This is a genomic window from Virgibacillus sp. DJP39, from assembly GCF_049310925.1.
In the GTDB taxonomy this organism is placed as follows: Bacteria; Bacillota; Bacilli; order Bacillales; family Amphibacillaceae; genus Virgibacillus_F.
The window spans coordinates 1-26,374 of the sequence record NZ_JBMERP010000001.1 but is presented as its reverse complement, the minus strand read 5'-3'; the positions used below and the strand labels follow the sequence as shown (position 1 = coordinate 26,374).

Below are 26,374 nucleotides of genomic sequence, written 5' to 3'. Positions count from 1 at the left end.
ATACCCCCTTACTAATGGCTTTTATCTGTTTTAATCAAATCCTTCAGTTCATCCAAAAAGACACTTATATCCTTGAACTGTCGGTAAACGGAAGCGAAACGAACATATGCAACTTCATCGACCTTCGCTAGGCGATCCATAACCATTTCACCTATTTCTTTACTTTCTACTTCTGAAGCCCCAGTATCCCGTAACTCCTTTTCTACCTCTAATGCTATCGATTCTATTTTTTCTATCGGTACAGGTCTTTTTTCACAGGATTTAATTAAGCCTCTTACCAACTTTTCCCTGCTAAATTCCTGTCGAGCTCCTTCCTTTTTAACAACGATTAAAGGAACAGTCTCAATTCGTTCAAACGTGGTAAAGCGAAACCCACATTGTTCACATTCCCGCCTGCGTCTGATTGACCTACCTTCTTCAATCGGCCGTGAGTCAAGAACCTTTGTACTCTTATTATCACAATTGGAACATCGCATTTCGCCCCACCCCGTTTCTGTTAAATCTAGTTTGTCGTTTTGATATATGGCAATTCTTTATTTATTTGTTGATACAGTTGTTCAATCCGTCTAGTACTGTTGCCAAAATCAAAAGGCAGGATAGTTTCGGTAGTTACAGAGAAATCAATCGCAGTATTATACGGTCTGACAGAAATAACCGTTATGATTATAAATGTCTTTTTATAATACATGCTGATTTCACCATGTTCTTTTGAAATAGCTTGTATAGAATAGTTCTGTTTGTTTGTATATAATTCTTCTAATTTCAGTAAAGCTTTATCTTTGGTAGTTTTATAATAATGTGTTTGAAGAGATGCATCCCAATGCTTGTCCCTTGTTTCGGCATGATTCCCAAAATATTTCATAAGTGTTTGTTTGATTGACATCTAGACACCTCATCACATTATTTTATGCTGATTTTCGACTAACTTCAGTATAATTTTATTTATTACTTCAATAATATAAGTTTAATTTTGTTTAATCTACATTATATTTTAACATGTTTTTTATGATTTAACTAATTAAAAAAAGTTGATTAGCATATTCTTATCGATGGTCGATATAAGAATAAGTCTAATCAACTTTTCATTTCGGCTATTTCGTTATAATGCTTGAAATTGATTTACTTTTATAGGTCCCATCCCACGTGGTACTTCTACTTTTTCATAGGACTTGGATTCTAATGCAGTCGCGATATACTCAGCCGCAACATTAGGATCAATCACATCTCCACATGTATAGACATCTATACTTGCATAACCATGCTCTGGGAAGCTATGGATTGTCAAGTGAGATTCCGAGATTATAACTACCCCACTAACACCATGAGGTGCAAATTTGTGAAAGGCTACCTCGCGAACTTCTGCACCAGCCTTTAGTGCTGCATCCACAAATGTTCGTTCAATTAACCCCATATCATTTAATTTATCTATATTGCAATCCCATAATTCTGCAATAACATGTCTTCCCATTGTATCCATTGAATTTCCCCCTTAAAACATATTGTAAAGTACATTTGTTAGTTACTTTCACCAACCACGGGGGAAAGTTAGTCCAAAGAGGTCCCAACCCTTTAAGCAGGTTAATTGTAGTTTATTTTAGAAGTACACAAAAAAGTATAAACCGTATATATTTTTTTTGCAATATGTTTTTTGGAAAGATAAGCCAGATTAAGTCAGCATCTAATTACAAAAAATCACCTTAGAAGGACAACTTAATTTCCTTCTAAGGTAACTATATTGCTAGATTGATGATTAGAGCAAAAACACCAAATTTCATTTAAGAAATTTTCACTTGTGCCTGGTTTAAATAATTTCCAACATATTTTGTTAAGTCAACCACCCGTTTTGAGTAGCCCCACTCGTTATCATACCATGCCAAAACTTTAATTTTATTATCTCCTATTACCATAGTTGAAAGTCCGTCAATAATTGCTGAATACTCTGTTGTAGTATAATCAATGGATACTAATGGTTCATCACTATACTTTACAATTCCATTTAAATCCCTATCACTAGCTAGTTTGAATGCCTGATTAACATCTTCAGCAGTAACAGAATCTTCCACATCCACTACAAGATCAACTAATGACACATTTGGTGTTGGAACACGTAATGACATGCCATGAAGTTTTCCGTTTAAATGTGGTAAAACAAGTCCCAATGCTTTCGCAGCACCTGTAGATGTTGGAATAATGGACTGTGTACATCCTCTGGCACGACGCAGATCTTTATGTGGATTATCTAAATTATTTTGATCATTAGTAAATGCGTGCACGGTTGTCATAAGTCCATTAATAATCTTAAAGTTATCATCAAGAACCTTTACAACAGGTGCTAAACAATTTGTTGTACAAGAAGCATTTGATATAACATGGTCTTTTTCAGGATCATACGTACCATGGTTTACACCCATAACGATTGTATTATCTACATTCTTACCCGGCGCTGAAATAACAACCTTTTTTGCTCCTGCTTGTAAATGTAATCCAGCACCCTCTCTACTGTTAAATTTACCAGTAGCTTCGATTACAACATCTATATCGTGCTCATTCCAAGGCAGATTTTGAGGCTCACGTGAATTAACAATTAAAACAATTTTACCATTGACTTCAATAGTATCCTGAACCGCTTTCACTTCACCGTCAAAAATGCCATGAACGCTATCATATTTAATTAAATGTGCGAGTGTTTCTGGTGAATATCTCGCATTTATAGCTATAACATCCAATTGGTTATCCTTAATTGCCTGACGAAAAACCACGCGTCCAATACGACCAAACCCATTTATGGCAACTCTTGTTTTATTCATAAAAAAGTCCTCCTATATATATGTTATACTTATTAGCCTTTATTAATAAATAGTATAACATATTATTATGAGAATGTGCTTTTAAATATACAAAATAAAAAACAGATATGGAAGAGTTTTCTCCCATATCTGTTTTCAAATTATCTGCCATGTCTGTAATAGTTCATTCAATTGTTTAGACGTTTGTTCTTTGGTTCCATTATTGTCAATTACGTAATCAGCCTTCTTAGCCTTCTCATCAATCGAGAGTTGGGAATTAATACGAGATTCAGCCTCTTCTTTTAAGGAGTTATCCCGTATCATCAAGCGTTGAAGTTGTGTTTCTTTGTTTACGTACACTACAACAGTCTTGTCAACCAAATGCGTCAATTTACTTTCAAATAATAAAGGGATATCAAGTATGACACAATCTACACCCTTAGCTACATATTTATCCCTTTGCTGCAGCATCTTTTCTCTGACGGCTGGATGTACAATTGCATTTAACTGCTTTCGCTTGTCTTCGTCAGGAAAAATAATCGCACCCAACTTCTTTCGATCAATCGTTTGGTCAGCCAGCAAAATTCCGTCACCAAATGTTGCTACTATCTGTTCGTAGGCTTTTTCACCCGGTCGGACAACTTCCCGGGAAATTTCATCCGCATCTACAATAGGGAGCTGGTAGTCACGAAACATAGATGACACTGTACTCTTTCCGCTAGCTATACTTCCGGTTAGTCCAATAATTAATGACATCTAAACACCCCTTACTTCTGACAGTTCATGCATACATGTGTACCACGACCACCAATTTTCATTTTCACTATAGGCTTACCACAATCTTTACACGGATTATTTTCTTGTCCATAGACATACAATGTTTGCTGAAACATTCCCATCTCTCCACTACTATTTGTATAGGATCGTATCGTTGTTCCCCCAAGCTCAATTGCATGCTGAAGAATTGTTTTTGCATGCTCCTGAATGGCCTTGACTTCTTTTTTAGTAAGTTTGTTCGATTTCTTTAATGGATTCACCTTCGCTTTAAACAGTGTTTCATCAACGTAGATATTCCCAAGACCAGCTACAATTGTTTGATCAAGTAATGCCGATTTAATAACACGATCAGTCTTATGCAGCTTTTGATAAAAGTAATCAAATGTAAATGCTGCATCAAATGGGTCTGGACCCAACTGATTTAACGGCTTCTGACTCAATTCAGTACCTTTAGGCATAATGTGCATGGTTCCAAATTTACGAACATCGTTATAACGCAGCTCACTGCCATCTGTAAACATAAAAATGACGTGGGTATGCTTTTTCACTGGTTCACTATGGTCATGTACACTGTATTTACCTTCCATTCGAAGATGAGAAACAAGCATATAATCGGTTAACTCGAACAATAAAAATTTACCTTTACGGTGTATATCAACGATGGTTTGTTGGTTTAATCTTACTTTAAATTCCTCAACATCATCTGGTAACTTAATAATATTTGGCCAAAAAACTTCTACATGATTTATGGTTTTATTTTGAACAAGACGTTTTAACGTTAGTTTTACAGTTTCTACTTCTGGTAATTCCGGCATGTTATTACTCCTTCTTACTTAGCTTCGAACCAACTATCACCAAACGCATAATCAACCTTTAATGGTACATCTAAAGGAACTGTATTTTCCATGATTTCAGGTACGATTAGTTTTAGCTTATCCAACTCTTCTATTGGAGCTTCTACTATTAATTCATCATGAACCTGTAGGAGAATGCGTGCCTGAAGCTTCTCGTCCTTTAATCTCCTATATAAGTCAATCATCGCTTTTTTGATAATATCTGCTGCACTACCTTGGATAGGTGTGTTCATTGCGGTTCGTTCTGCAAAACTGCGCAGATTAAAATTTCTACTGTTTATTTCTGCTAAATACCGTCTTCTATTCATCAGAGTTGAGACAAAACCTTGATGTTTAGCTTCCTGAATACTGGAGTCCATATACGATTTAACGCCTGGATAACTTTCTAGGTAACGCTCAATAAACTTTTTGGCTTCCTTACGGCTAATACCTAAACTTTGCGATAGTCCAAAATCACTAATACCATATACAATCCCAAAGTTGACTGCTTTAGCTTGTCTACGCATCGTTGCTGTAACTTCGTCTGCTACCACATGAAATACATCCATAGCAGTTTGCGTGTGAATATCTAGGTCATTACGGAAAGCTTCAATCAATTTCTCATCTTTTGCAATGTGCGCTAGAACTCTAAGCTCAATCTGGGAATAATCTGCTGCAAACATAATCCAGCCTTTTTCAGAAGGTATAAAGGCCTGTCTAATCTTTCTTCCTTCTTCCAGGCGAATAGGTATGTTCTGCAGATTAGGGTCGACTGAACTAAGTCTGCCAGTTTGTGCTAAAGCCTGATTATAACGTGTATGAATTTTATTTGTATCTTTATTGACTACTTTTAATAATCCTTCAATATACGTTGATTGCAGTTTTCCCAGCTGGCGGTACAATAATAATTTAGGAATAATCTCATGTTCACCCTGTAGTTGTTCCAATACATCAGCCGCTGTGGAATAGCCTGTCTTCGTTTTTTTTATAACAGGAAGTTTTAGTTTTTCAAATAGTATCGGCCCCAGTTGTTTTGGTGAATTCAAATTGAACTTTTCTCCAGCTAGTTCATAGACACTTGATTCGATTTCATCTAACCGTTCCTGCAGTTCCACACGCATTTTTTCCAGACGTTCTGTATCAACCTTTACACCAGTGTGTTCAACATCCCCCAGTATGAGTGCTAAAGGCATTTCAAGGTCGTGATACAATTCAAATAGCTCGTTATTTTTTAAATCAGATTCCATTTCAGGTTTTAAATCGTAAAGTACTTGGGCTTTTCGCGCTAAATGTTCCGCAAACTTGTCCGCTTCAGGAACTGTAATCTTAGCACCTTTACCATAGACTTCTTCATCAAACAATACATTTTTGTGACCAAATCTGTGGCCAATTGCTGAAATATCATGATGATTTTCTGCTGGGTTTAATAAGTAAGATGCTAGAAGCATGTCGAAAGTAATACCTTTGATATCAATATCGCGGTTTAACAGCGCTACTAACGAACCTTTGCCATCAAATAGATATTTTTCCATAGAAGGGTCATTTGCCCACGCCTTGAATTCCTCAGATTGTAAGGCGACTTCTGTTGGAACAAAGTACGCGTGGTTTTCATTCGCTATGCCAAAGCCTTCGATTTTTGCCTGGTGATAGTTATCTTTAAGCATTTCTACAACTAAAGCTTCTTTTCCAGTGAATAGATCCTTTGTTACGTTTTCCACTATTTCAAATTCTATGTCCTCAATAGACTCCTGAGATTCAGCTGTCTCTTCCTCCACACCATCCAGCTTTCCTAACAATGATAGAAAGCCTAAATCTTTAAAAATAGCACTCACCTTATTTGATTGGTACCCATTGTAGGATACATCTTTCAGACTAATCTCAATCGGTGAATCAGTGTTAATCGTAACAAGTTGTCTACTCATATATGCATCATCTTTATGATTTGTAAGATTTTCTTTTAACTTCTTTCCACTTACTTCGTCTAAATTTTCATAGACACCATCAAGCGTACTGTATTGTTTCAGTAACTTAGTTGCGGTTTTCTGACCTACACCAGGTACTCCCGGAATATTATCAGAGGTATCGCCCATTAGTGCTTTTAGTTCTATTACTTGTTCAGGGTTTATTTCCATTTTCTCTTTTAAAAATTCAGGTGTGTAAGCTTCTACGTCACTAATACCTTTTTTTGTTAGATTTACCTTAACATTGTCCGACACAAGTTGAAGTAAATCCTTGTCTCCTGATATAACTGTGACATCCCAATTATCATCATTTCCATTTTTGGACAACGTCCCAATAATATCGTCAGCTTCATATTGGTCTAATTGGTAATGTTGTATATCAAATGCATCGAGGAGCTCCTTAAGCAATGGAAATTGCTCAGATAGCTCTGATGGTGTCTTTTGACGACCTCCCTTGTATTCTTTATATGTCTTATGGCGAAAAGTCGTTTTCCCCGCATCAAAAGCAACTAACATATGTGTTGGCTTCTCTTCTTCTAAAATCCTTAGCAGCATCGTTGTAAAGCCGTATACCGCATTTGTATATACACCCTTATCATTATTAAGTAATGGTAGAGCAAAAAATGCACGATAAATAATACTATTTCCATCAATTAAAACTAGTTTGTTTGACATAATGCGCCTCCCTATCATAAATCAAATCCGACTCATCTAATAATAGCTTATGTAATACTTATAGTATAAAGCAAAAGCAGTAAATCCTCTAACGATATAGATAACTTTAAAATTACGCTTTAAATAAGGCTCTTTTCGTAAGTGTTGTTGTTCTTTAACCCACGCAGTTGATGAAAAGTGCGACGTAGTGAAAGTTCTTTTGACGCCGCCGTTCCGGCAGAATACTTTGCTTTCCACGGGCACGGCCTCAGTCTCCTCAGAAGCAAAGAACGCTTCTTCCGGGGTCTTCGGACTCGCACTGTTCCCGTAGGAGTCTTCGTATTCTGCCTTCACTAAGAAAAGTGCGCATGACCCCTATGTTTGACTGGGACTCCTTCACCCTTGAGAAGAAAACTATCTAAGCTGCGGATAAATGCGAGACTCCAGTGGGAAAGGAACAGTCTGAAGACCCCGCAGTGAGCGGTAGATGATGAGGGCCGACTAAGACCGTCCTTTGCGGACAACATCGGCATACCCCTTGCCGGGGCAAGGAGGCTGAAGCGTTCCCCACGGAAAGCGAGTGTTTTTCCGAAGCGCTGGATCCGCACCAATCTAAAAAAGAGTGGTGGAAAATAAACATAGCAGTTACGTCGCAGTTTATAGATTTTATGTCAAAAACAACAATCTTTTTGAAAATAGCCTTAAATAAAAACAGATCACATCATATTAAGACGTGATCTGTTTTTTTAACTTAAATTGGTTGGTATATACACATGAAAGGTTGATCCTTTATTTATTTCACTATCAACACTGATTTTACCATCATGAACTTCTACGATATGTTTCACAATAGCAAGACCTAAACCAGTACCACCAGTATTGCGGCTGCGTGCTTTATCAACCCGGTAAAAACGTTCAAACAATCTTGGGATTGCGTTCTTCTCGATGCCAATACCAGTGTCCTTAATGGAGACATGAATATACTCCTCAGTCTTTTTAACCTCAAGCTTAATCTCGCCATTTTCAGGTGTATAACTTACAGCATTTGCAAGAAGATTAATCAACACTTGCTTAATCTGTTCTTTATCGGCTTTTATCATGAGTTTATTTTCAATATCTACTGTTAGATTAAGTTTTTTCATTTTTGCTTGTTGGCCAATTATTGCCACTACTTCATCTACAACCTTGACTAAATCGAATTCCGTAACCTTCAATTCAAATTCACTTTTTTCTAAGTTAGATAAAGTTAGTAAGTCTTGAATTAACAACTGCAAGCGTTCACTTTCATCAAAAATAATCTTATGAAACTTGTCTAACACCTCTGGATTGTTCTCCTTACTTTCGATAAGTGTTTCAGCAAAACCCTTAATAGAGGTTATAGGCGTTTTCAATTCATGCGAAACGTTTGCGACAAAGTCTTTTCTCATCAATTCCAGCTTCTTTAATTCTGTAATATCATAAAATACCAGGACTGCACCTTTTAATATTCTCCTCTCATTAAAAATTGGCGCCCCAACAATTTGGATATACTTTTTGTTAAAATCAATAATTTGCGTAAATGATTCCTTAACATTTTCTTCATATAAAAAAGTTTGTTGGACCAAATTATGAATTTTTTCATTGTCTAGAACGTCATAATATAGATACCCTTTATAGTCCTTTGGTGTTTTACCAAACATAGAAACAAATTTACGGTTTACAAGGTGGATGTATCCTTTTTCATCAATGAGAACAAGACCGCTTTCCGTGTTATCAATAACAGTAGTTAATTGCTTCTCGTGCATGTCTTCTTGTATTGTTAACTCACTAAGATTCCTTGCTAAAATATTGACTTTATTGCTAAGTTCGCCAACACTACCACTTGAATTATGGTGTATACGGGCGCGGTAGTTTCCTTTCACTAGTTCGTTTACGGTTTTAGTTACTTTCTTAATAGGCTTCATATATCTATCAAAAACATGAAGTAACATGATAATTAAGACAACAAACTCAACGAACAATACAGAAAATAAAATAATATAATCAGATGTTAATTGGCTAAGTACCAACCCAGTTAGTAACACCAATACAAAAATTCCAATTACATACGGAAAAAGTGGTTTTTTAAAAATATAACGCATTATTTCGGCTCCTCCATCTTATAACCTAATCCACGAATCGTTTTGATATAACTAGGATGCTTCGAATCTGGTTCAATTTTTTCCCGTAGATGACTGACATGTACATCAACAATTCTAGTATCACCAGCAAAGTCATAGTTCCAAACCGCACTTAATAATTGATCTCTTGATAGAACATTACCTAGATGGTTTGCTAAGTAATGCAAAAGCTCAAATTCTTTGCGAGTAAAGGTTATTGTCTCTCCCTTTAACTCCGCTTCATATCTCTCCGGATAGATAATTAGATCTCCAATTTTGTAAGAAGAATGCATTGTTTTTTGTGATTTACCTGATCGTCTTATGATTGCTTTTATTCTAGCAACCACCTCTTTTGGGCTGAATGGCTTTGTTAGATAATCATCAGCCCCTATTTCTAGACCAAGAATTTTATCTAATTCTTCTTCCTTTGCAGTTAACATCAAAATTGGTGTATCGATACGATTTTCTCTAAGGTACTTGCATACTTCCATACCATCCATTTCTGGTAGCATTAAATCTAATATAATAAGGTCAAAGTGAATCGTTCTTGCTTTTTTAATTGCTTCAAGCCCATCATATGCAACATCAGTCTCATATCCTGCTTGTTCCATATTATACTTAAGCAATGTTACAATCGATATTTCATCATCAACAATAAGTATTTTTAGTTTCATCGTATCCCCCCATATCCAAAGCTTTTGCTCCTTATATACTACATGGAACTGAACAAGAAAGGAATACATTGTATTGTAAAAAAATATTTACAATAAAAAAACTATCACAGTTTAGTGATAATTTTTTCTGTTAATTTCTGTTAAAAAAAGTTTTCCAACGAATTTGCAGTTAAAGAATTGGGTTTATAAACAGGACATACTTTTAAGTTACCTGTCATAACAGTTTGCCCCTCCGTATTATAGCCTTCAACTGATAATAAAATGTTGTGATCATCGTTATTAATTGCCGCTATTTCTAGCGTGAAAGTAACTTCCGAACTGTGGAAAACCGGTTTCGGATACGTTATTTCCTGAGAAATAATGTGACTACCTGGTCCTGGTAAATGCATGGACACAATGGAGGATACTATTCCCAAAAGCATTATTGGTGGAACAATTGGTTGTTGATAAGGTGTCTGTGATGCATAATCATGTTGAATATACAATGGATTAGCATCATTTGTTAATCCTAAATAAAGTAATAGATCCTTATCTTCAATACTGTGTACAGCTGTATAAGACTCCCCCACCTGCAGTTCGTTTATCTTCTTTCCAAGCTTTCTTTTTTTCCCAAGCACTATTCCCACCCCCAATTATGTAAGCGTTTTCTATTATAACAAAAAATCCATCCTAAATCTAGAACAAAAGCGCAAGCGCCCGTTTATTTCCGTTTGGCCTGTGCTCACGCAAAGTGGCGGTTTTAGTCGAACATCCTTTAGGAGATAAAGGAAAAAACAAGGAGTGTCAGTTGTGGGACGTTCGAATAATGTCGAACTATTGATTGATGTGCGGCACTAGTACGCCCTGGACTTCGGAGCTGGACGTGACTGTTTAGATGTCTATTAATCAACAGCCTTTGAAATCTAAAGTTAAGCTAAACTATTAAAAACACCTCACTCACACTATTGTGTAAGAGAGGTGTTTATCTAATCTAACCTAGAATGCTCAATACCTTTTTAACAGAGTCAGCTGATTTGTCCAAAGCAGCTTTTTCATCATTTGTTAAGTCCAGTTCGATAATATCTTCTATACCTTTTCCACCAATTATAGTTGGTACACCAAGATAGATATCAGAATAGCCATATTCACCTTCAAGGTAAGCAATTGCTGGAATCACACGACGCTGATCTTTAAGAATTGCTTCAGCCATCACGGTTAGTGATGCAGCAGGGGCGTAATATGCGCTACCATTACCTAATAGTCCAACAATTTCGCCGCCACCTTTACGCGTACGTTCTACAATAGCGTCTAAACGTTCTTTTGAAATAAGCTTTTCCAGTGGAATACCACCAGCATAAGAATAACGAATTAATGGAACCATATCGTCACCATGCCCACCAAGAACAAATCCTGTCACGTCTTTCACTGAAAGGTTAAGTTCCTGTGCTACAAATGTACGGAAACGGCCAGTATCTAATACACCGGACTGTCCAATAACACGTTCTTTAGGGAATCCAGATTCTTTAAATGCAGTATAAGTCATTGCATCCACAGGATTTGACAATACAACAATAATTGATTCTGGTGCATATTTAGCAATTTCACCAGCAACAGATTTCATGATTTTAGCATTAGTATTTACTAGATCATCACGGCTCATCCCTGGCTTACGGGCAATACCTGCTGTGATAATAACTAAGTCAGAGTCTTTTGTCTCTTCATAGTTTGAGGTACCAGTAATCTTTGCGTCAAAGCCTTGAATTGGACTAGCTTCAAGCATGTCTAATGCTTTACCTTTTGTGGGATCTTCCATATTTGGAATATCTACTAATACAACGTCACCAAGTTCTTTTTGCGCAAGCATAAGAGCTGTAGTAGCTCCAGTAAAACCAGAGCCAATCACTGAAATCTTATTACGTTTAATAGCCATTGTAATTCCCCTTCCTTACTATTAGTCCATATTTTTGATTAGTTCTTGACCAAATGCTGAACAACCAACCTCAGTAGCACCGTCCATTAAACGAGCAAAGTCGTAGGTAACTACTTTTGATGCAATTGTTTTGTCCATTGCTTTTGAAATTAGGTCTGCAGCTTCTCTCCACTCAAGGTGTTCAAGCATAAGAACTGCTGAAAGAATAACAGAAGATGGATTAACCTTGTCCAGTCCGGCATATTTCGGTGCAGTACCATGTGTTGCTTCAAATATAGCGTGACCTGTTTCAAAGTTAATGTTTGCTCCAGGTGCAATACCAATTCCACCAACTTGTGCTGCTAAAGCGTCAGATACATAATCTCCATTTAAATTCATTGTTGCAACTACATCAAACTCGTTCGGGCGAGTCAGGATTTGTTGTAAGAATATGTCCGCAATTGAGTCTTTAACTAGGATCTTTCCTGATTTAATTGCTTCATCCTGTGCTTTATTTGCAGCATCTTTCCCGTCTTTTTCCACGATACGGTCATATTCAGCCCATGTGAATACCTTATCACCAAATTCTTCCTCAGCTAGCTCATATCCCCATGCTTTGAAAGCACCTTCAGTGAATTTCATAATGTTACCTTTGTGGACTAGTGTAACACTTTTGCGGCCTTCGTTAATCGCATATTCAATACTAGAGCGGACGAGGCGTTTAGTCCCCTCTTCAGAAACTGGCTTGACACCAATACCAGATGTTTCAGGAAAACGGATATTATGTACACCCATTTCATTTTGTAGGAATTCAATAACTTTCTTCACTTCAGGCGTACCTTGCTGCCATTCGATACCAGCATAAATATCCTCCGTATTTTCGCGGAAAATTACCATGTCAACATCTTCAGGGCGTTTTACAGGTGATGGAACTCCTTCAAAGTAGCGAACTGGACGTAAACATGTAAATAAATCTAATTCCTGGCGTAATGCCACGTTTAGTGAACGAATACCTCCACCGATTGGTGTAGTAAGCGGTCCTTTGATTGCAATTTTATAGTCGCGAATTACATCAAGTGTTTCAGCAGGTAACCATTCACCTGTTTTATCAAATGCTTTTTGACCAGCATAAACTTCTTTCCACTCAATTGCTTTTGTGCCATTATATGCTTTATCAACTGCAGCTTCAATTACTTTGCTAGCCGCCGCCCAAATATCAGGACCAATTCCGTCTCCTTCAATAAATGGAATGATTGGACGTTCTGGAACATTCATTTGTCCATTTTCAACTGTAATTTTTTCTCCTTGTGCCATAAAAAATACCTCCTAGTGATAGTCATACTCAGTTATTTTATCATAAAACATGCAAAGTGTAAGCGCCGACTAATTAACACGTATATTTCAATTATATTTATAACGGGTCAAAGCTTCGGCTTATCTGATAAATTATAAACGCAGTAATAGCCGGCTTTTAACCGGCCATCAATTATGAACCTAGTTTACATTTGTTTACCGATTTTCGATTTCAACATAGCTATGAGTCTTTGGTCCAGTGTACTCAGCTCGAGGACGAATTAAACGGTTGTTTGAGTACTGTTCAAGGATATGTGCCAACCAACCAGAAACACGACTAACTGCGAACAGTGGCGTGAATAGATCGTGATCTATTCCTAAACTATGATAGACAGAAGCAGAATAGAAATCTACATTTGCTGGTAAGCCTTTTTCTTCTTTGATATAATCTTCAATTTTAACAGACATATTATACCACTTTGATTGTCCTGTTATTTTAGTTAATTCTTTGGACATATGTTTTAAATGTTTTGCACGCGGATCACCATTTTGATATACGCGATGACCCATACCCATGATTTTTTCTTTTTGTTCTATCTTTTCTTTAATATAAGGGATAGCGTTTTCTTCTTCCCCAATTTCAGTCAACATCTTCATAACGCGTTCGTTAGCACCACCATGCAAAGGACCTTTTAATGCTCCGATTGCTGCAGTTACGCCAGAATAAACGTCTGACAATGTTGCAACACATACACGTGCTGTAAAAGTTGAAGCATTTAGTTCATGGTCTGCATGAAGGACAAGCGCCTTATTCACTGCTTCGACTTCGATATCTTTTCCTTCTTCACCGTTTAACATATATAAGAAATTAGCAGCATAACCCAATTCTTTCTTAGGCTTTACCGGTTCCTTTCCTTGGCGAATACGAGCAAATGAGGTAACTATTGTTGAAATCTGTGCTTGCAAACGCAAAGCTTTACGCTTATTTGCAGATTCCTCCATTACATCGGACTCAGAATCGTAAACTCCCAGTAACGATATTGCTGTCCTTAATGCCGCCATTGGATGAACTGTAGATAAATCATAAGAACGTAAGTGTTCTATTACAGCCTCTGGAAGCTCCATATTAGATGCAAGTTCGACTTTAAAAGAATCTAGTTCAGACTTCGTCGGCAGCTTAAGATTCCATAGTAAGTATACCACTTCCTCAAAACTTGAGTTTTCGGCTAAATCATCAATCTTGTAACCAACATATGTAAGCTGATCATCTATAATTGAACTTATTGATGATTGTGTTGCTACAATTCCTTCAAGACCCTTAGTTGTTGTCATAATAATCCTCTCTCCTTTTTCTATAGTTATTCGCATTAAATAATAGGATACATTAATGAATTAATGACAATGTATGACAATATTCGCAAAAATAGCTATTGTCATCCCCACGCACAATTATAAAGTAAAACCTCAGTAATGTGAATTGAAACCGATTAAATTCACCAATATTTTAAGGGAATACATTATATTACTCTTAAAAAAATGTCTATTTGTTGCTTTAAATTCATACATAACATAAGACAAGCTTAATATTATAATCAGCTTATAACCATTGAGGTGATAGTTATGTATTTAAACTATATTGATCGTTTACTCAGGCTTCTATTTATTTCTCTATTATGTGTAGCAGGGTATTTTTTAGTAAAATATAGCGTGGTTTATCTTTATCCATTTATTATTGCTGTTCTATGTGCATTTATTCTTAATCCCGCGGTTTCTGTATTGGAACGTAAATTAAAATTCCCAAGATTTCTTAGCACCTTGATTATATTATCGGTTTTCCTATTAGTAAGTGGTTTCACTATAGCAATCATTTTTAATGAGTTAATTCAAGGTTCTACCTTTCTAGCTAATCAATTACCTACTCATTTTAACGGGTTTGTAGTGATACTAGAAGAATTTTTGAATTCTACTATTTTGCCTCTGTATGACAAAATAGCGACTTTCTTTCATTCTTTAAATCCCGCCCAACAGCAGGCAATTAGTAGTAATTTAGAAAAAATCACAAATCAAATTACTGCTTCCGGAACAGTTCTAATTAAGGGATTTTTGTTGAGTATCCCTGAGACATTGACCATACTTCCTAGCTCATTAACTATACTAACTGTAACGCTATTTGCTACATTTATGATCACTAAAGACTGGCATGAGCTTAATAGCATGATAGTTAATACGATTCCCTTTTTTAGAAAGTCTATAGTAGGAAAATTTTTAAACCATGTTAAAACTTCTATTATGGGATTCTTCAAAGCACAGATTTTAATAATCCTTGTTACAGCTTTATTAATTTATACTGGATTAGTAATTCTTGAAATAGAATATGCGCTTACAATTGCCTTACTAGCTGCATTTCTGGATTTACTCCCTTATATCGGTACAGGAGTAATTTTTATCCCATGGATTTTCTACGTGTTTGTTACAGGTAACTATTCAATGACAATTCAATTAGCTGTCTTATACATAGTAATTACTGTTGTTAGACAAATAGTAGAACCCAAACTCCTATCGGCAAGCATAGGGTTGAACCCATTAGCTACCCTCGTAACCATGTTTGTCGGCTTAAATCTTTGGGGCTTGATGGGATTGTTTCTTAGCCCTTTTTTACTCATCATTTGGAATTCATGTTATCAAACCGGAATATTTAAACGGCTGTTTTTATTTATTAAGGGATAGGGAATGCTTGTTTTCTACTTTCGGTAGATGATTGTTCCATTATTCAAACGGCTTTTAATAAATTCAACTATCAGTTTCTTAAACGGTATACGGGTTTGAGGTAGAACCAGTAAGAAACCCACTGTATCTGTTATAAATCCAGGCGTGAATAAAAAAACGGCACCGACAAAGATACAAATGCCATCTATAATTTCTTCTGCTGGCAACTGCCCGTTATTCATAGAAATTCTTGCCCGATTCCAGGTTTCTGCTCCTTGTTTCTTAGCTATCATTACACCAACTATTCCAGTAAGTATGATAATAAACACGACCCACCACGGCCCAACTATCCCACCTGCCCAAATAAAAATTCCTATTTCCAAGGCAGGGATTATTAATAGTGCAAGTATTAACCAGCGCATTTGTCATCAACCTTTCTATAATGGAGAGCACATGACTAGTGGTAATCGTTAAAAAAGAAGGGAGTTATCCCTTCAATTTTTATAGAACTTTTGTATGTCCTTTATAGATATCACCTTTTGCAGCGTCAATAGTAATATCATCGCCATCTTTGATAAGATCAAATGCATTTTCAAGACCGACAATGACTGGTATTCCCAGGCTCAATCCTACTACTGCAGCGTGTGATGTTAATCCACCTTCCTCAGTAACAATTCCACCAGCTTTCTCAATTGCTGGCATCATATCGCGATCTGTACCATACGTAACCAAAATATCCTCTTCCGTAATTTTAGAAATCGCTTCTTCTGCTGTTTTAGCTACCACTGCTTTACCATATGCACTTTTTCTACCTATTCCTTGTGCTTTAGCAATAACGTCTCCAATAACATGTACCTTCATTAGGTTTGTAGTCCCACTTTCTCCAACAGGCACTCCTGCTGTTATAATAACCCTGCTTCCGCGTTCAAACAATCCTGTCTTTAATCCTTCTTCTACAGCAATATCAAGCATTTCATCAGTTGAATTTACCTTGGTTCCAATTGCCACATGTACACCCCAAACCAATGATAATTGACGATTTACATGATCAGAATAAGTAACAGCTATTATAGGTGCCTTCGGACGGTATTTAGAAATCATACGTGCTGTGTGTCCACTTTCAGTAGGAGTAATAATAGCACTGACGTCTAAATTCATTGCAGTATGCGTAACAGATTGACTAATAGCATCTGTAATTGTCATGTCCACTGTTTTGGAACGATTGGTCAAGATCAACTTGTGATCAAGTGCTGTTTCTGTTTTTAGTGCTATATTACTCATTGTTTGAACGGATTCTACTGGATAGTGACCAGCAGCTGTTTCTCCTGATAGCATTATAGCATCTGTTCCGTCAAAAATTGCGTTCGCAACATCAGACGCTTCAGCCCTTGTAGGTCTAGGATTGCGCTGCATGGAATCTAGCATTTGGGTTGCAGTAATAACTGGTTTCCCTGCAGTGTTACACTTGCTTATGAGTTGTTTTTGTACTAGTGGTACGTCTTCTGCTGGTATCTCTACTCCCAAGTCACCACGGGCAACCATGATCCCATCACTCACTTCTAAAATTGAATCGATGTTTTCAACACCTTCGTGGTTTTCAATTTTAGGGATAATTTGAATCTGAGTAGCATCATGCTTTTCCAACAATGCTCTGATTTCATACACATCAGAAGGTCTACGAACAAAAGAAGCTGCAATAAAGTCCACACCTTCTTCAATACCAAACAAAATGTCATTGGCATCCTTTTCAGTGATACCTGGCAAGTTAACTTGTACATTCGGAACATTAACACCTTTTTTATTCTTGATTGTCCCACTGTTTAACGCAGTAGTTACTAGTTCCTGATTCTCGTTATCAACTTCTTTAACCTTAAGTTCTATAAGGCCATCATCAAGTAAAATAGAAGAACCCACGTGAACATCATTAATCAATCCTGGGTATGTAATTGAAAATCGCTCAGCTGTGCCTTCAATTTCTTTCATGGATAAAACAACAGTTTTCCCTTCTTCTATTTCATCCTCACCATTTTTAAATGAACCTGTCCTGATTTCTGGACCTTTTGTGTCAAGTAGAATTGCAACTGTAGCACCAGTGTTTTTAGCCGCTTCTCTAATATTTTTAATTCGTTGACCATGTTCGTTGAAATCCCCGTGTGAGAAGTTTAAACGAGCAACATTCATGCCTGCTTTAATCAGTTCTTCTAACGTTTCAACTGTTTCTGAAGCAGGTCCAATCGTACAGACTATTTTTGTTTTTCTCATTGCTATTTCCTCCTGAATTCTATTTGGTTTCTATATTGATAATTCGCTGGATAACTTATACATATCCATATCGATAGTGTGTTTCTGATCAAGTATTTCCAGTATGTCGTGGTCGACTAGTTGGTTAGCTTGAATTCCTACAACTCTCCCACCTTTACCCTCTATCAAAAGGTCTACAGCTTTTGCACCTAAACGGCTAGCTAATACGCGATCAGCTGCTGTAGGAGAACCCCCACGTTGGATGTGACCTAAGACAGTAACACGCGTTTCCAAATTGGTGGCATCCTGAATTCGCTTTCCATACGCAAATCCACTTCCTGCACCTTCTGCCAAAATAATGATGCTGTGCTTTTTTCCACGTTCATGACCTCTTTTTAATTTCTGAACAACCGCTTCGAAGTCGTCTTTTTTTTCTGGAATTAATATACTCTCTGCACCATCAGCAAGTCCTGCCCATAAAGCCAAATCACCGGCGTCACGTCCCATAACCTCAATCACATAGGTTCTTTCATGTGAAGTTGCAGTATCTCTGATTTTGTCAATCGCTTCAATAATTGTATTTAGGGCTGTATCAAAGCCAATAGTAAAATCTGTACCAGGTATATCATTATCAATCGTACCGGGAACACCAATACAAGGAAAACCACTTTCGGTCAATTTTTGAGCACCTCTGAAGCTTCCGTCGCCTCCAATAACGATTAAAGCTTCTATTCCATGTTTCTTAAGTTGTTCAATTCCTTTCTGTTGACCTTCTGGTGTTTTAAATTCCAAACATCTTGCAGAAAATAAAATCGTTCCACCCCGCTGAATTATGTCCCCAACAGAACCTAGCTCCATTTTTGTTATATTTCCGTCCATTAAGCCCTGAAACCCATTTTGGATTCCAAATATCTCCAACCCGTGGAAAATGGACTTCCTTACTACAGCACGAATTGCCGCATTCATACCAGGCGCGTCACCACCACTTGTTAACACAGCTATTTTTTTCATCTTTCCACCTCAATATTTTCAAATGTATATTGTATTTAACAGAATAAAAATTACTTTCCTTCGATAAATAATCATGAGGTTGACCAGAGTCAACCCCATTAAGGATAAAACGTCCACCTATAGTTCAAGATTCTGATAATCACCAATTTCTCTATACTTTTCCCATCTTTTTTCAAGTAATTCATTTTGTTCAATTCCACGCAATGTTTCCAGTGATTTAATTAATACCTCATTGATATAGGATGCCTGTAATTTAACATCACGATGCGCCCCAGCTCTTACTTCTGGTATTATCTCATCTATAACACCAAGTTCTTTTAAATCATAAGAAGTTATTTTCATGGTCTCTGCAGCCTTCTGGGCAAGCCCTGAGTCTTTCCATAATAAAGCTGCCGCTCCCTCAGGTGAGATAACCGAGTATGTTGAATTTTCAAGCATATGGATATGATCTCCGACACCAAGCGCCAGAGCCCCGCCACTTCCACCTTCACCAATTACGATACAAATAATCGGTACAGTTAGACCAGCCATATCCATTAAGTTATGTGCAATAGCTTCACTTTGCCCACGTTCTTCTGCAGCCTTTCCTGGAAAAGCACCTTTTGTATCAATAAAACAAACAATCGGTCGATTAAACTTTTCAGCCTGCTTCATATGACGCAATGCTTTACGATAACCTTCTGGATGTGGCATACCAAAATTACGGCGAATGTTTTCTTTTGTATCTTTTCCCCGTTGATGACCAATTACAGTTACGGGTGTGTCGTTATAGTTTGCAATCCCTGCTACTATTGCAGCATCATCTCCAAAAAAGCGGTCCCCATGGAACTCTATAAAATCAGTGAATAATTCTTCTATATAATCTAACGTAGTCGGACGTTCTGGGTGTCTTGCCATTTGAACACGATTCCATGGTTTCAGGTTAGTATAGATATCTTCCTCTAATTTTTCCAACCGTTTTTCCAATGTATTAATTTCCTGTGATAAATCAATCTCACTATCTTCTGTGAAGCTCTTAAGTTCGACAATTTTTTCTTTAAGGTTAACAATTGGCTTTTCAAAGTCTAATACTTGCTTCATTTTGACTCGCCACCTTTTTTATGCATCATAAGCAATGTGGTAATGGTTTGTTTTAAATCCTGTCGATGAATTACTTTATCCAGTTGTCCGTGTTCCAAAAGAAACTCAGCTGTCTGAAAATCATCCGGTAATTTTTCCCGTATAGTTTGTTCAACTATCCGTCGTCCCGCAAATCCGATAAGGGCACCAGGTTCAGCAAAGTTATAGTCACCAATTGATGCAAAACTTGCAGACACTCCGCCTGTTGTGGGATTTGTCATGATTGATAACATTAGTCCACCCGAATCACTGAAACGCTTAATAGCAATAGAAGTCTTTGTCATTTGCATTAAACTAAGAACACCTTCTTGCATCCGGGCACCACCTGAAGCGGTAAATATAATAATAGGTAATGATTGCTTTCTTGCTTCTTCAACAGCACGGGCAATTTTTTCACCCACAACAGATCCCATACTTCCCATCCGAAATCTTGAATCCATCACACAGACAACTGTCGGGTGTTTATTTATAGTACCTTTGCCAGAAACAACTGCTTCGTTTAATCCAGTCTTTTTACGGTCACTTTCCAGTTTCTCCTCATACCCAGGAAAACCAAGTGGATTGCTTGAAATTAAATTTTCATCCCACTCCTGAAAAGAACCTTCATCAAATAAACTGTCTATTCGTTCCCATGCAGTCAACTTATGATGGTGTCCACAATTAGGACAAACGTTAAGATTTTTGATCATTTCTTTTCGATAATAAATTTTCCGGCATCCCTGACACTTTTTCATTAATCCTTCTGGTACGTCCAATTTCCCTTGTTCACTAGGAATGGATGCATATTTCTTTTTCTTGCCAAAAAAATCCTTAAGCAAGGTAACTCCTCCTTTTTCAAAAACCAGTGATGCTCTTAAGTAAAATTTGTCATTACCCAATATGTAGTAATCTTAGTGTACCAAAATCTGAAAGTAAATATTGTCATTTTATGGCTTTGTTGACAACCAATCAACTCTCTATTTACTTAAAGTTGAATAATTTCTCAATCAGCTCATAGTTTTGGTATTTATACAATTCAACATGTTTTTCATAAAACATTCTACCATAATTGGATTGAACCATCGCCAGGGAAAATTACTTCATCAAACTAAACCCTCCTCAACAAAAGGTTGTCTGTTTTTTGAAATAACAAATGTAAATTTTGTTGTTTTTAAACTTCGCAGTTGATACAAACTGTGAAGTAGTGAAAACTTTTTCGACGCAGTTCCGGCAGAATACTTCGCTTTCACAGTGTCTTCTATGCCGCCGGGCACGGCCTTAGCCTCCTCAGAAGTAAAGAACGCTTCTTCCGGGGTCTTCGTATTCTGCCTTCACTAACAATTCTATGTTTTCACGACTTTTTCTCCATTGAAGAGAAAGCTAACTGGGCTTCGAAAAATGCGAGACTCCCCGAAAATGAAAACCACTCGTGCGATGTATTTTCTAGAATTTTTCCTTATCCAATGGGAAAGGAATAGTCTGAAGACCCCACAATAAGCGGTTTTTGCTCAGTATTTTAAACGTTACTCAGCATTATCTATTTGTGTTAATCTTCTGGTTTTTTCTGCTATTGCTTCAGGATCCACTTCAATTCTTGCAACGCCAGATTCCATAGCTGCCTGGGCAACACTTTTTGCAACAATCGGTGCTACTCGAGGATCAAATGGAGCAGGAATTACATAATCTTCATTTAACTCTTCTTCACTTATTAATGAAGCAATTGCATTTGCAGCAGCGACTTTCATTTTTTCATTTATTCGTGTAGCTCGCACATCCAATGCTCCGCGAAAAATTCCCGGGAATGCTAGCACATTGTTTACTTGATTAGGGAAATCTGATCTCCCTGTTCCAATTACTTTTGCACCAGCTGCCTTTGCAACATCAGGCATGATTTCAGGGTCAGGGTTGGCCATTGCAAAGATGATAGGGTCTGCACTCATCTTTTCAACCATTTCTTTTGACAACAAGCCACCAACGGAGACACCGATGAACACATCAGCACCCTCAAGAACATCCTCAAGCGAACCTTCTTTGTGGTCTTTATTGGTCATTTTAGCAACTTGATCTTTCACGTCATTCATACCATATTGTCGTCCTTCAAATATTGCACCTTTAGAATCGCACATTATCATTTCCCGCACACCAAAGCTATGTAGTAATTTAATAATGGCCACTCCAGCTGCCCCAGCTCCATTTGCGACTACCTTGATGTCTGAGAAAGATTTACCGACAACTTTCAAAGCATTTATTAAGCCTGCAACAGTTACAATTGCTGTACCATGCTGATCGTCATGAAAAATAGGAATATTTGTTTCCTTCTTAAGTCTTTCCTCAATAATAAAGCAATTTGGAGCTGCGATATCCTCTAAATTCACACCACCAAATGTAGGTTCCATTAATTTAACTGTACGTACAATTTCTTCTATGTCATGTGTTGCAAGACATATAGGAAAAGAATCTACACCGGCAAAGCTTTTAAATAGAACTGATTTCCCCTCCATTACAGGTAAAGCAGCTTCAGGACCTATATTTCCCAGACCAAGTACTGCAGAACCGTCGCTGACGACTGCAACCATATTCCCCTTCATTGTGTAATCATATACTTTTTCTTTATGATCATATATTTCCTTACATGGTTCTGCAACACCTGGAGAATAGGCCAAACTTAAATCTTTTGCATTTCGAATAGGTACCTTTGATTGTATAGTTAATTTACCCTTATGTTTTTTGTGCATTTCTAATGCTTCATCCCTTAAGTTTGACACGCGCATTCGCTCCTTTTAGCAATATTAAGTTAACCGCTCTTGAAAAAGTGGTCAGACCACTCGACTATTACATTATAACAGATGCTAATTGTCTGTAAAGTAAAGCGCAAGTGAATCGGATACCAACGCTGATCAGTCGACTTTTAAAACCACATTCATTTTTCCGAAATAGTCTTTTAGTTCCTGCAAGCATTGCTTAGTTGCTTCTACAAAATACTCACTGGCAAGCTGATAGGTTTGTTTATTATCCTCCCTATGTATAATTATTGGTATATCCCCAGGATGGTTTATTGCAATCTGTTTCAGTTTCACCAGAACATCCCCATCGTTTATTGCGTTAATTTTTATAAAAATCCGTTGGTTTGTCCGTGTATTTAGTTCTTCTTCATTAAACTCGTGAATCTCGGAAACAAGCCATTGATTTTTGTTATTTCGTCTTTCCATCTTACCCGTAATAAATACAATAGATTCTTCAACAAGCCACCTGTTCACATTTCTGAATACCTCAGGGAAGATAACTCCTTCCACGTCTCCAGTTTCATCACTCACCGTTATAAAAGCCATAGGTTCTCCACGCTTGGTTCGGATTGTTTTAATTGTTTGTATAATCGCAGCGCTTTTGATATTTCGTTTACCTGTTAAATTGCTTGATTGATTGAGAGTAATGTAACCGTTCATTCTTAACTTCTGCCGATAGCCAGCCAATGGATGGCTTGAAATATAAATTCCTAATAATTCCTTCTCATCGGCAAGCTTCTTCATCAAACTAAAATCTTCTATTTCCGAATAAGTTGCTTCTAAGTCCATCTTGTCCTGAAATAAACTTGGCTGATCAGCAAATTCACGAAATAGTTCACCCTGCTCTATTGCATGATCAATTGATGCCAGAAGACTAGCACGGTTACGGTATGTTGAATCAAACGCACCCACCATAATTAATAACTCTAATGTACTTCGGTTTACTAATTTTGTGGCTACGCGTAAGCAAAAATCAAAAATGCTTTTAAATTGTCCCGACTTACGAGCACGTACAATTTCCTTAACTGCCTGATTACCTATCCCCTTGATAGATAAAAGACCCATTCGTATCTGTCCGCGATCAACCGTATACTTACCAAAACTGTTATTAATATCTGGTGGCAGAAATTCAAGACCAAACTCATTTGCCTCTTTCCGGTAAAGGTGTACTTTGTCCTGCTGATTAACACTTGAACTAAGTAATTCAGCATAAAATGCGGCTGGATAGTGCGCTTTTAAATAGGCTAAATGATAAGATATTTTACTGTACGCAACCGCATGGCTTCGATTAAATCCATAGTTTGAAAATTGGACAATCCAATCAAAAATCTCAATTGCAACTATTTCTCCATATCCTTTACTTATACAACCAGCAACGAATGATTCTCTTTGTTCATCCATTACCCCATGTTGTTTTTTACTAACTGCTCGCCTCAAAATATCAGCCTTGCCCAATGAAAAACCGGCAATTTGATTTGCTATTTGCATTATTTGTTCCTGATAGATTAATACTCCATAAGTATTCTTTAGTATTGGCTCCAAATCTGGATGTGGATAATCAATAGAGGATTTATGATGCTTTCTACTTATATACGTTGGTATGTTTTCCATCGGACCTGGTCGATAAAGAGCATTTACAGCTACTATATCTTCAAACGACGTCGGTATAAGTTTTGTTAGTACCTGTTTCATCCCTTCAGATTCCAATTGAAATATCCCATTTGTCATTCCAGTCTGAAGAAGTTTAAAAGTTTTTTCATCGTTCTCTGGAATTTCCGCTAATTCCAGTTGTGCTTTTTGTGATTTATTTATCCGCTCAAGCAAGGTTAGGTTTCTTAATCCTAAAAAGTCCATTTTCAGTAAACCTACTGACTCAAGTTCATTCATTGAGTATTGAGTCAGTAGAGTTTGACTAGACCCCACAGTGAGCGGTACATGTTCTACAAGCTGCTTCTCACTAATCACTACTCCAGCTGCATGAGTGGAAATATGCCTTGGTAAACCTTCAAGCTTTAACGCAATTGTAAAAAGCGCCTTTAGCGAAGCAGACTGCTTTATATATAACTTTAAATCTTCGGAGGCTTGAATAAGCTCGAGTAGTGACTTATTTGATTGTACGGGAATTTCTTTTAATAAAAAATATGCATCTTGCTGATCAATCCCCATTGTTTTAATTAACTCACGTAGTAGCGACCTTGCAGCAAATGTACCAAATGTAATAATCTGTGCCACATGCTCAGATCCATACTTTTCCCGTACATAGTCAATCACTTCATCCCTTCTTACATCGGAAAAATCAATATCGATATCTGGCATCGTGATTCGTTCCGGGTTGAGAAACCGTTCAAAAAGCAACTGATGTTTGATTGGGTCAACATCAGTTATGCTTAGTACAAAGGAAACTAATGATCCTGCGGCAGATCCACGTCCTGGGCCAACAACAATCCCATGTTTCTTTGCATAATTAATAAAGTCCCATACAATTAAAAAGTAATCACTAAAGCCCATTTTTTTTATTATAGACAATTCGTATTGCAAACGGCTTGTGACCTCATCTGTAATTGATGTGAATCTTTTCTCTAAGTTATCCCAACACTGTTTTTCTAAGTATGTATGTGCATCTATATCACCAGGTACTGGAAAGGAAGGGATTAATCGTTCATCAAAGCTTAATTCAACATTACATTTTTCACCTATCTCATTCGTCATTTCCAAAGCCTCTGGCCAAATAGAACCAAACACATCTTTCATTTCAGAATCTGTCCGCAAATGGTGATTTGGAAGAGCCGAATTACTATTAGGTTCATAGCGCTGTCCTTTTTTTATTGCCTTCAGACAATCATAGGCTTGATCATCTTTTTTGTCTAAATATCTAACGTCATTGAGTGCAACAACCTTTACGTGGTTTTCAACAGGAAAAGTTAGAAGTGTATGTTGCAGCTTGTTTACGTCGCACTTACCATGATCGTCTACCCCCAAGTAAAAATCATCAGCTGCAAATATTTCTTTCCATTCATTTGTATAATTTTTTAGTTGATCCATTGACTCATTATCTATTAGCTTAAGCAATCTTTCACTTCCTGTTGGTACTATTCCAACAAGGTCCTGCGTATACTTATGTAATAGTGTAAATTCAATATAATTTTCATCGCCTGTTTGTATGGCGGTGCTTAAACGCATCAATTGCTTGTATCCACGATTGTTTTTCGCTAGCAATAAACAAGGAATCTGGTCAGTATCTTCATCTAGTACAATTACATTCATTCCTATAATAGGTTTTACCCCATGGTCAACACATGCTTTATAAAAAGGAATAGCGCCATACAAAACGTGATCATCTGTTAACGCTAACGCACGAAAACCATGATCGGCAGCTTTTTTTACAAGCTTATCAATCGTAATGGTACTTTCCATTAAACTATATCCACTTTTAACTTGTAAATGTGTAAATGACATACTACCCCACCTTTTGTTACCTTCTCGTTTATTATAACGAAATGCACAAACAAGTGCATCACAAACCTTCTCCCA

General features: G+C 37.1%; 22 protein-coding genes. 1 reads left to right on the top strand and 21 read right to left on the bottom strand.

Annotation, left to right across the window (positions count from 1 at the left end):
• Nucleotides 1–11 precede the first annotated feature (11 nt).
• From nrdR to citZ, 14 genes are all read right to left on the bottom strand, one after another.
• Nucleotides 12–476 carry a transcriptional regulator NrdR gene (gene nrdR / locus ACOI1D_RS00110; RefSeq protein WP_422498241.1) on the bottom strand — a complete coding sequence of 155 codons (465 nt, stop codon included), beginning with the start codon at nt 474–476 and terminating at the stop codon, nt 12–14.
• Between the two features lie 26 nt (nt 477–502).
• Nucleotides 503–883: a cytosolic protein gene (locus ACOI1D_RS00105; protein WP_422498240.1), complete on the bottom strand. Its 381-nt coding sequence runs from the start codon at nt 881–883 to the stop codon at nt 503–505.
• Between the two features lie 216 nt (nt 884–1,099).
• Nucleotides 1,100–1,477, bottom strand: coding sequence for an adenosylmethionine decarboxylase (gene speD / locus ACOI1D_RS00100; protein ID WP_422498239.1), 378 nt, complete (start codon nt 1,475–1,477; stop codon nt 1,100–1,102).
• Between the two features lie 298 nt (nt 1,478–1,775).
• Nucleotides 1,776–2,807, bottom strand: a complete 1,032-nt coding sequence (locus ACOI1D_RS00095) for a glyceraldehyde-3-phosphate dehydrogenase (RefSeq protein WP_422498238.1) — start codon at nt 2,805–2,807, stop codon at nt 1,776–1,778.
• 135 nt (nt 2,808–2,942) lie between these two features.
• Nucleotides 2,943–3,542: a dephospho-CoA kinase gene (gene coaE, locus ACOI1D_RS00090; RefSeq protein ID WP_422498237.1), complete on the bottom strand. Its 600-nt coding sequence runs from the start codon at nt 3,540–3,542 to the stop codon at nt 2,943–2,945.
• Between the two features lie 11 nt (nt 3,543–3,553).
• The gene (mutM, locus tag ACOI1D_RS00085; protein ID WP_422498236.1) at nt 3,554–4,378 is read right to left on the bottom strand and encodes a DNA-formamidopyrimidine glycosylase; all 825 of its coding nucleotides are present in this window, start codon (nt 4,376–4,378) and stop codon (nt 3,554–3,556) included.
• 14 nt (nt 4,379–4,392) lie between these two features.
• Entirely contained in the window at nt 4,393–7,032 is a 2,640-nt protein-coding gene (gene polA, locus ACOI1D_RS00080) for a DNA polymerase I (RefSeq protein WP_422498235.1), read from the bottom strand.
• Nucleotides 7,033–7,068: 36 nt separating this feature from the next.
• Nucleotides 7,069–7,365: a hypothetical protein gene (locus tag ACOI1D_RS00075; protein ID WP_422498234.1), complete on the bottom strand. Its 297-nt coding sequence runs from the start codon at nt 7,363–7,365 to the stop codon at nt 7,069–7,071.
• Nucleotides 7,366–7,757: 392 nt separating this feature from the next.
• Nucleotides 7,758–9,131 carry a two-component system histidine kinase PnpS gene (gene pnpS, locus ACOI1D_RS00070; protein WP_422498233.1) on the bottom strand — a complete coding sequence of 458 codons (1,374 nt, stop codon included), beginning with the start codon at nt 9,129–9,131 and terminating at the stop codon, nt 7,758–7,760.
• The gene (locus ACOI1D_RS00065) at nt 9,131–9,823 is read right to left on the bottom strand and encodes a response regulator transcription factor (RefSeq protein WP_422498232.1); all 693 of its coding nucleotides are present in this window, start codon (nt 9,821–9,823) and stop codon (nt 9,131–9,133) included. The genes pnpS and ACOI1D_RS00065 overlap by 1 nt, the downstream gene beginning before the upstream one ends.
• A 140-nt stretch (nt 9,824–9,963) precedes the next feature.
• Complete coding sequence (locus ACOI1D_RS00060; protein WP_422498425.1) at nt 9,964–10,443, bottom strand: MaoC/PaaZ C-terminal domain-containing protein; 480 nt, start codon at nt 10,441–10,443, stop codon at nt 9,964–9,966.
• Between the two features lie 350 nt (nt 10,444–10,793).
• A complete protein-coding gene (mdh, locus tag ACOI1D_RS00055; protein WP_422498231.1) occupies nt 10,794–11,732 on the bottom strand; it encodes a malate dehydrogenase in 939 nt (312 codons plus the stop codon).
• Between the two features lie 21 nt (nt 11,733–11,753).
• Complete coding sequence (gene icd, locus ACOI1D_RS00050) at nt 11,754–13,025, bottom strand: NADP-dependent isocitrate dehydrogenase (RefSeq protein WP_422498230.1); 1,272 nt, start codon at nt 13,023–13,025, stop codon at nt 11,754–11,756.
• 195 nt (nt 13,026–13,220) lie between these two features.
• On the bottom strand, nt 13,221–14,336 hold the full coding sequence (gene citZ / locus ACOI1D_RS00045) for a citrate synthase (protein WP_422498229.1): 1,116 nt from the start codon (nt 14,334–14,336) through the stop codon (nt 13,221–13,223).
• A gap of 288 nt (nt 14,337–14,624) precedes the next feature.
• Between citZ and ytvI the strand changes: the two genes are divergently transcribed.
• A complete protein-coding gene (ytvI, locus tag ACOI1D_RS00040; protein ID WP_422498228.1) occupies nt 14,625–15,731 on the top strand; it encodes a sporulation integral membrane protein YtvI in 1,107 nt (368 codons plus the stop codon).
• A 14-nt stretch (nt 15,732–15,745) separates the two neighbouring features.
• On the opposite strand, the gene ACOI1D_RS00035 is transcribed toward ytvI, so the two are convergent.
• The 7 genes from ACOI1D_RS00035 to dnaE form a co-directional block, all read right to left on the bottom strand.
• Nucleotides 15,746–16,132, bottom strand: a complete 387-nt coding sequence (locus ACOI1D_RS00035; protein WP_422498227.1) for an FxsA family protein — start codon at nt 16,130–16,132, stop codon at nt 15,746–15,748.
• A gap of 79 nt (nt 16,133–16,211) precedes the next feature.
• Entirely contained in the window at nt 16,212–17,972 is a 1,761-nt protein-coding gene (gene pyk, locus ACOI1D_RS00030) for a pyruvate kinase (protein WP_422498226.1), read from the bottom strand.
• A 30-nt stretch (nt 17,973–18,002) separates the two neighbouring features.
• The gene (gene pfkA, locus ACOI1D_RS00025) at nt 18,003–18,962 is read right to left on the bottom strand and encodes a 6-phosphofructokinase (RefSeq protein ID WP_422498225.1); all 960 of its coding nucleotides are present in this window, start codon (nt 18,960–18,962) and stop codon (nt 18,003–18,005) included.
• A gap of 117 nt (nt 18,963–19,079) precedes the next feature.
• Nucleotides 19,080–20,042 carry an acetyl-CoA carboxylase carboxyl transferase subunit alpha gene (gene accA, locus ACOI1D_RS00020; protein ID WP_422498224.1) on the bottom strand — a complete coding sequence of 321 codons (963 nt, stop codon included), beginning with the start codon at nt 20,040–20,042 and terminating at the stop codon, nt 19,080–19,082.
• Entirely contained in the window at nt 20,039–20,899 is an 861-nt protein-coding gene (gene accD, locus ACOI1D_RS00015) for an acetyl-CoA carboxylase, carboxyltransferase subunit beta (RefSeq protein WP_422498223.1), read from the bottom strand. Before accD ends, accA begins: the two co-directional genes overlap by 4 nt.
• Before the next feature lie 684 nt (nt 20,900–21,583).
• Complete coding sequence (locus ACOI1D_RS00010) at nt 21,584–22,795, bottom strand: NAD(P)-dependent malic enzyme (protein WP_422498423.1); 1,212 nt, start codon at nt 22,793–22,795, stop codon at nt 21,584–21,586.
• Nucleotides 22,796–22,957: 162 nt separating this feature from the next.
• Nucleotides 22,958–26,299, bottom strand: coding sequence for a DNA polymerase III subunit alpha (dnaE, locus tag ACOI1D_RS00005; protein WP_422498222.1), 3,342 nt, complete (start codon nt 26,297–26,299; stop codon nt 22,958–22,960).
• Nucleotides 26,300–26,374 lie beyond the last annotated feature (75 nt).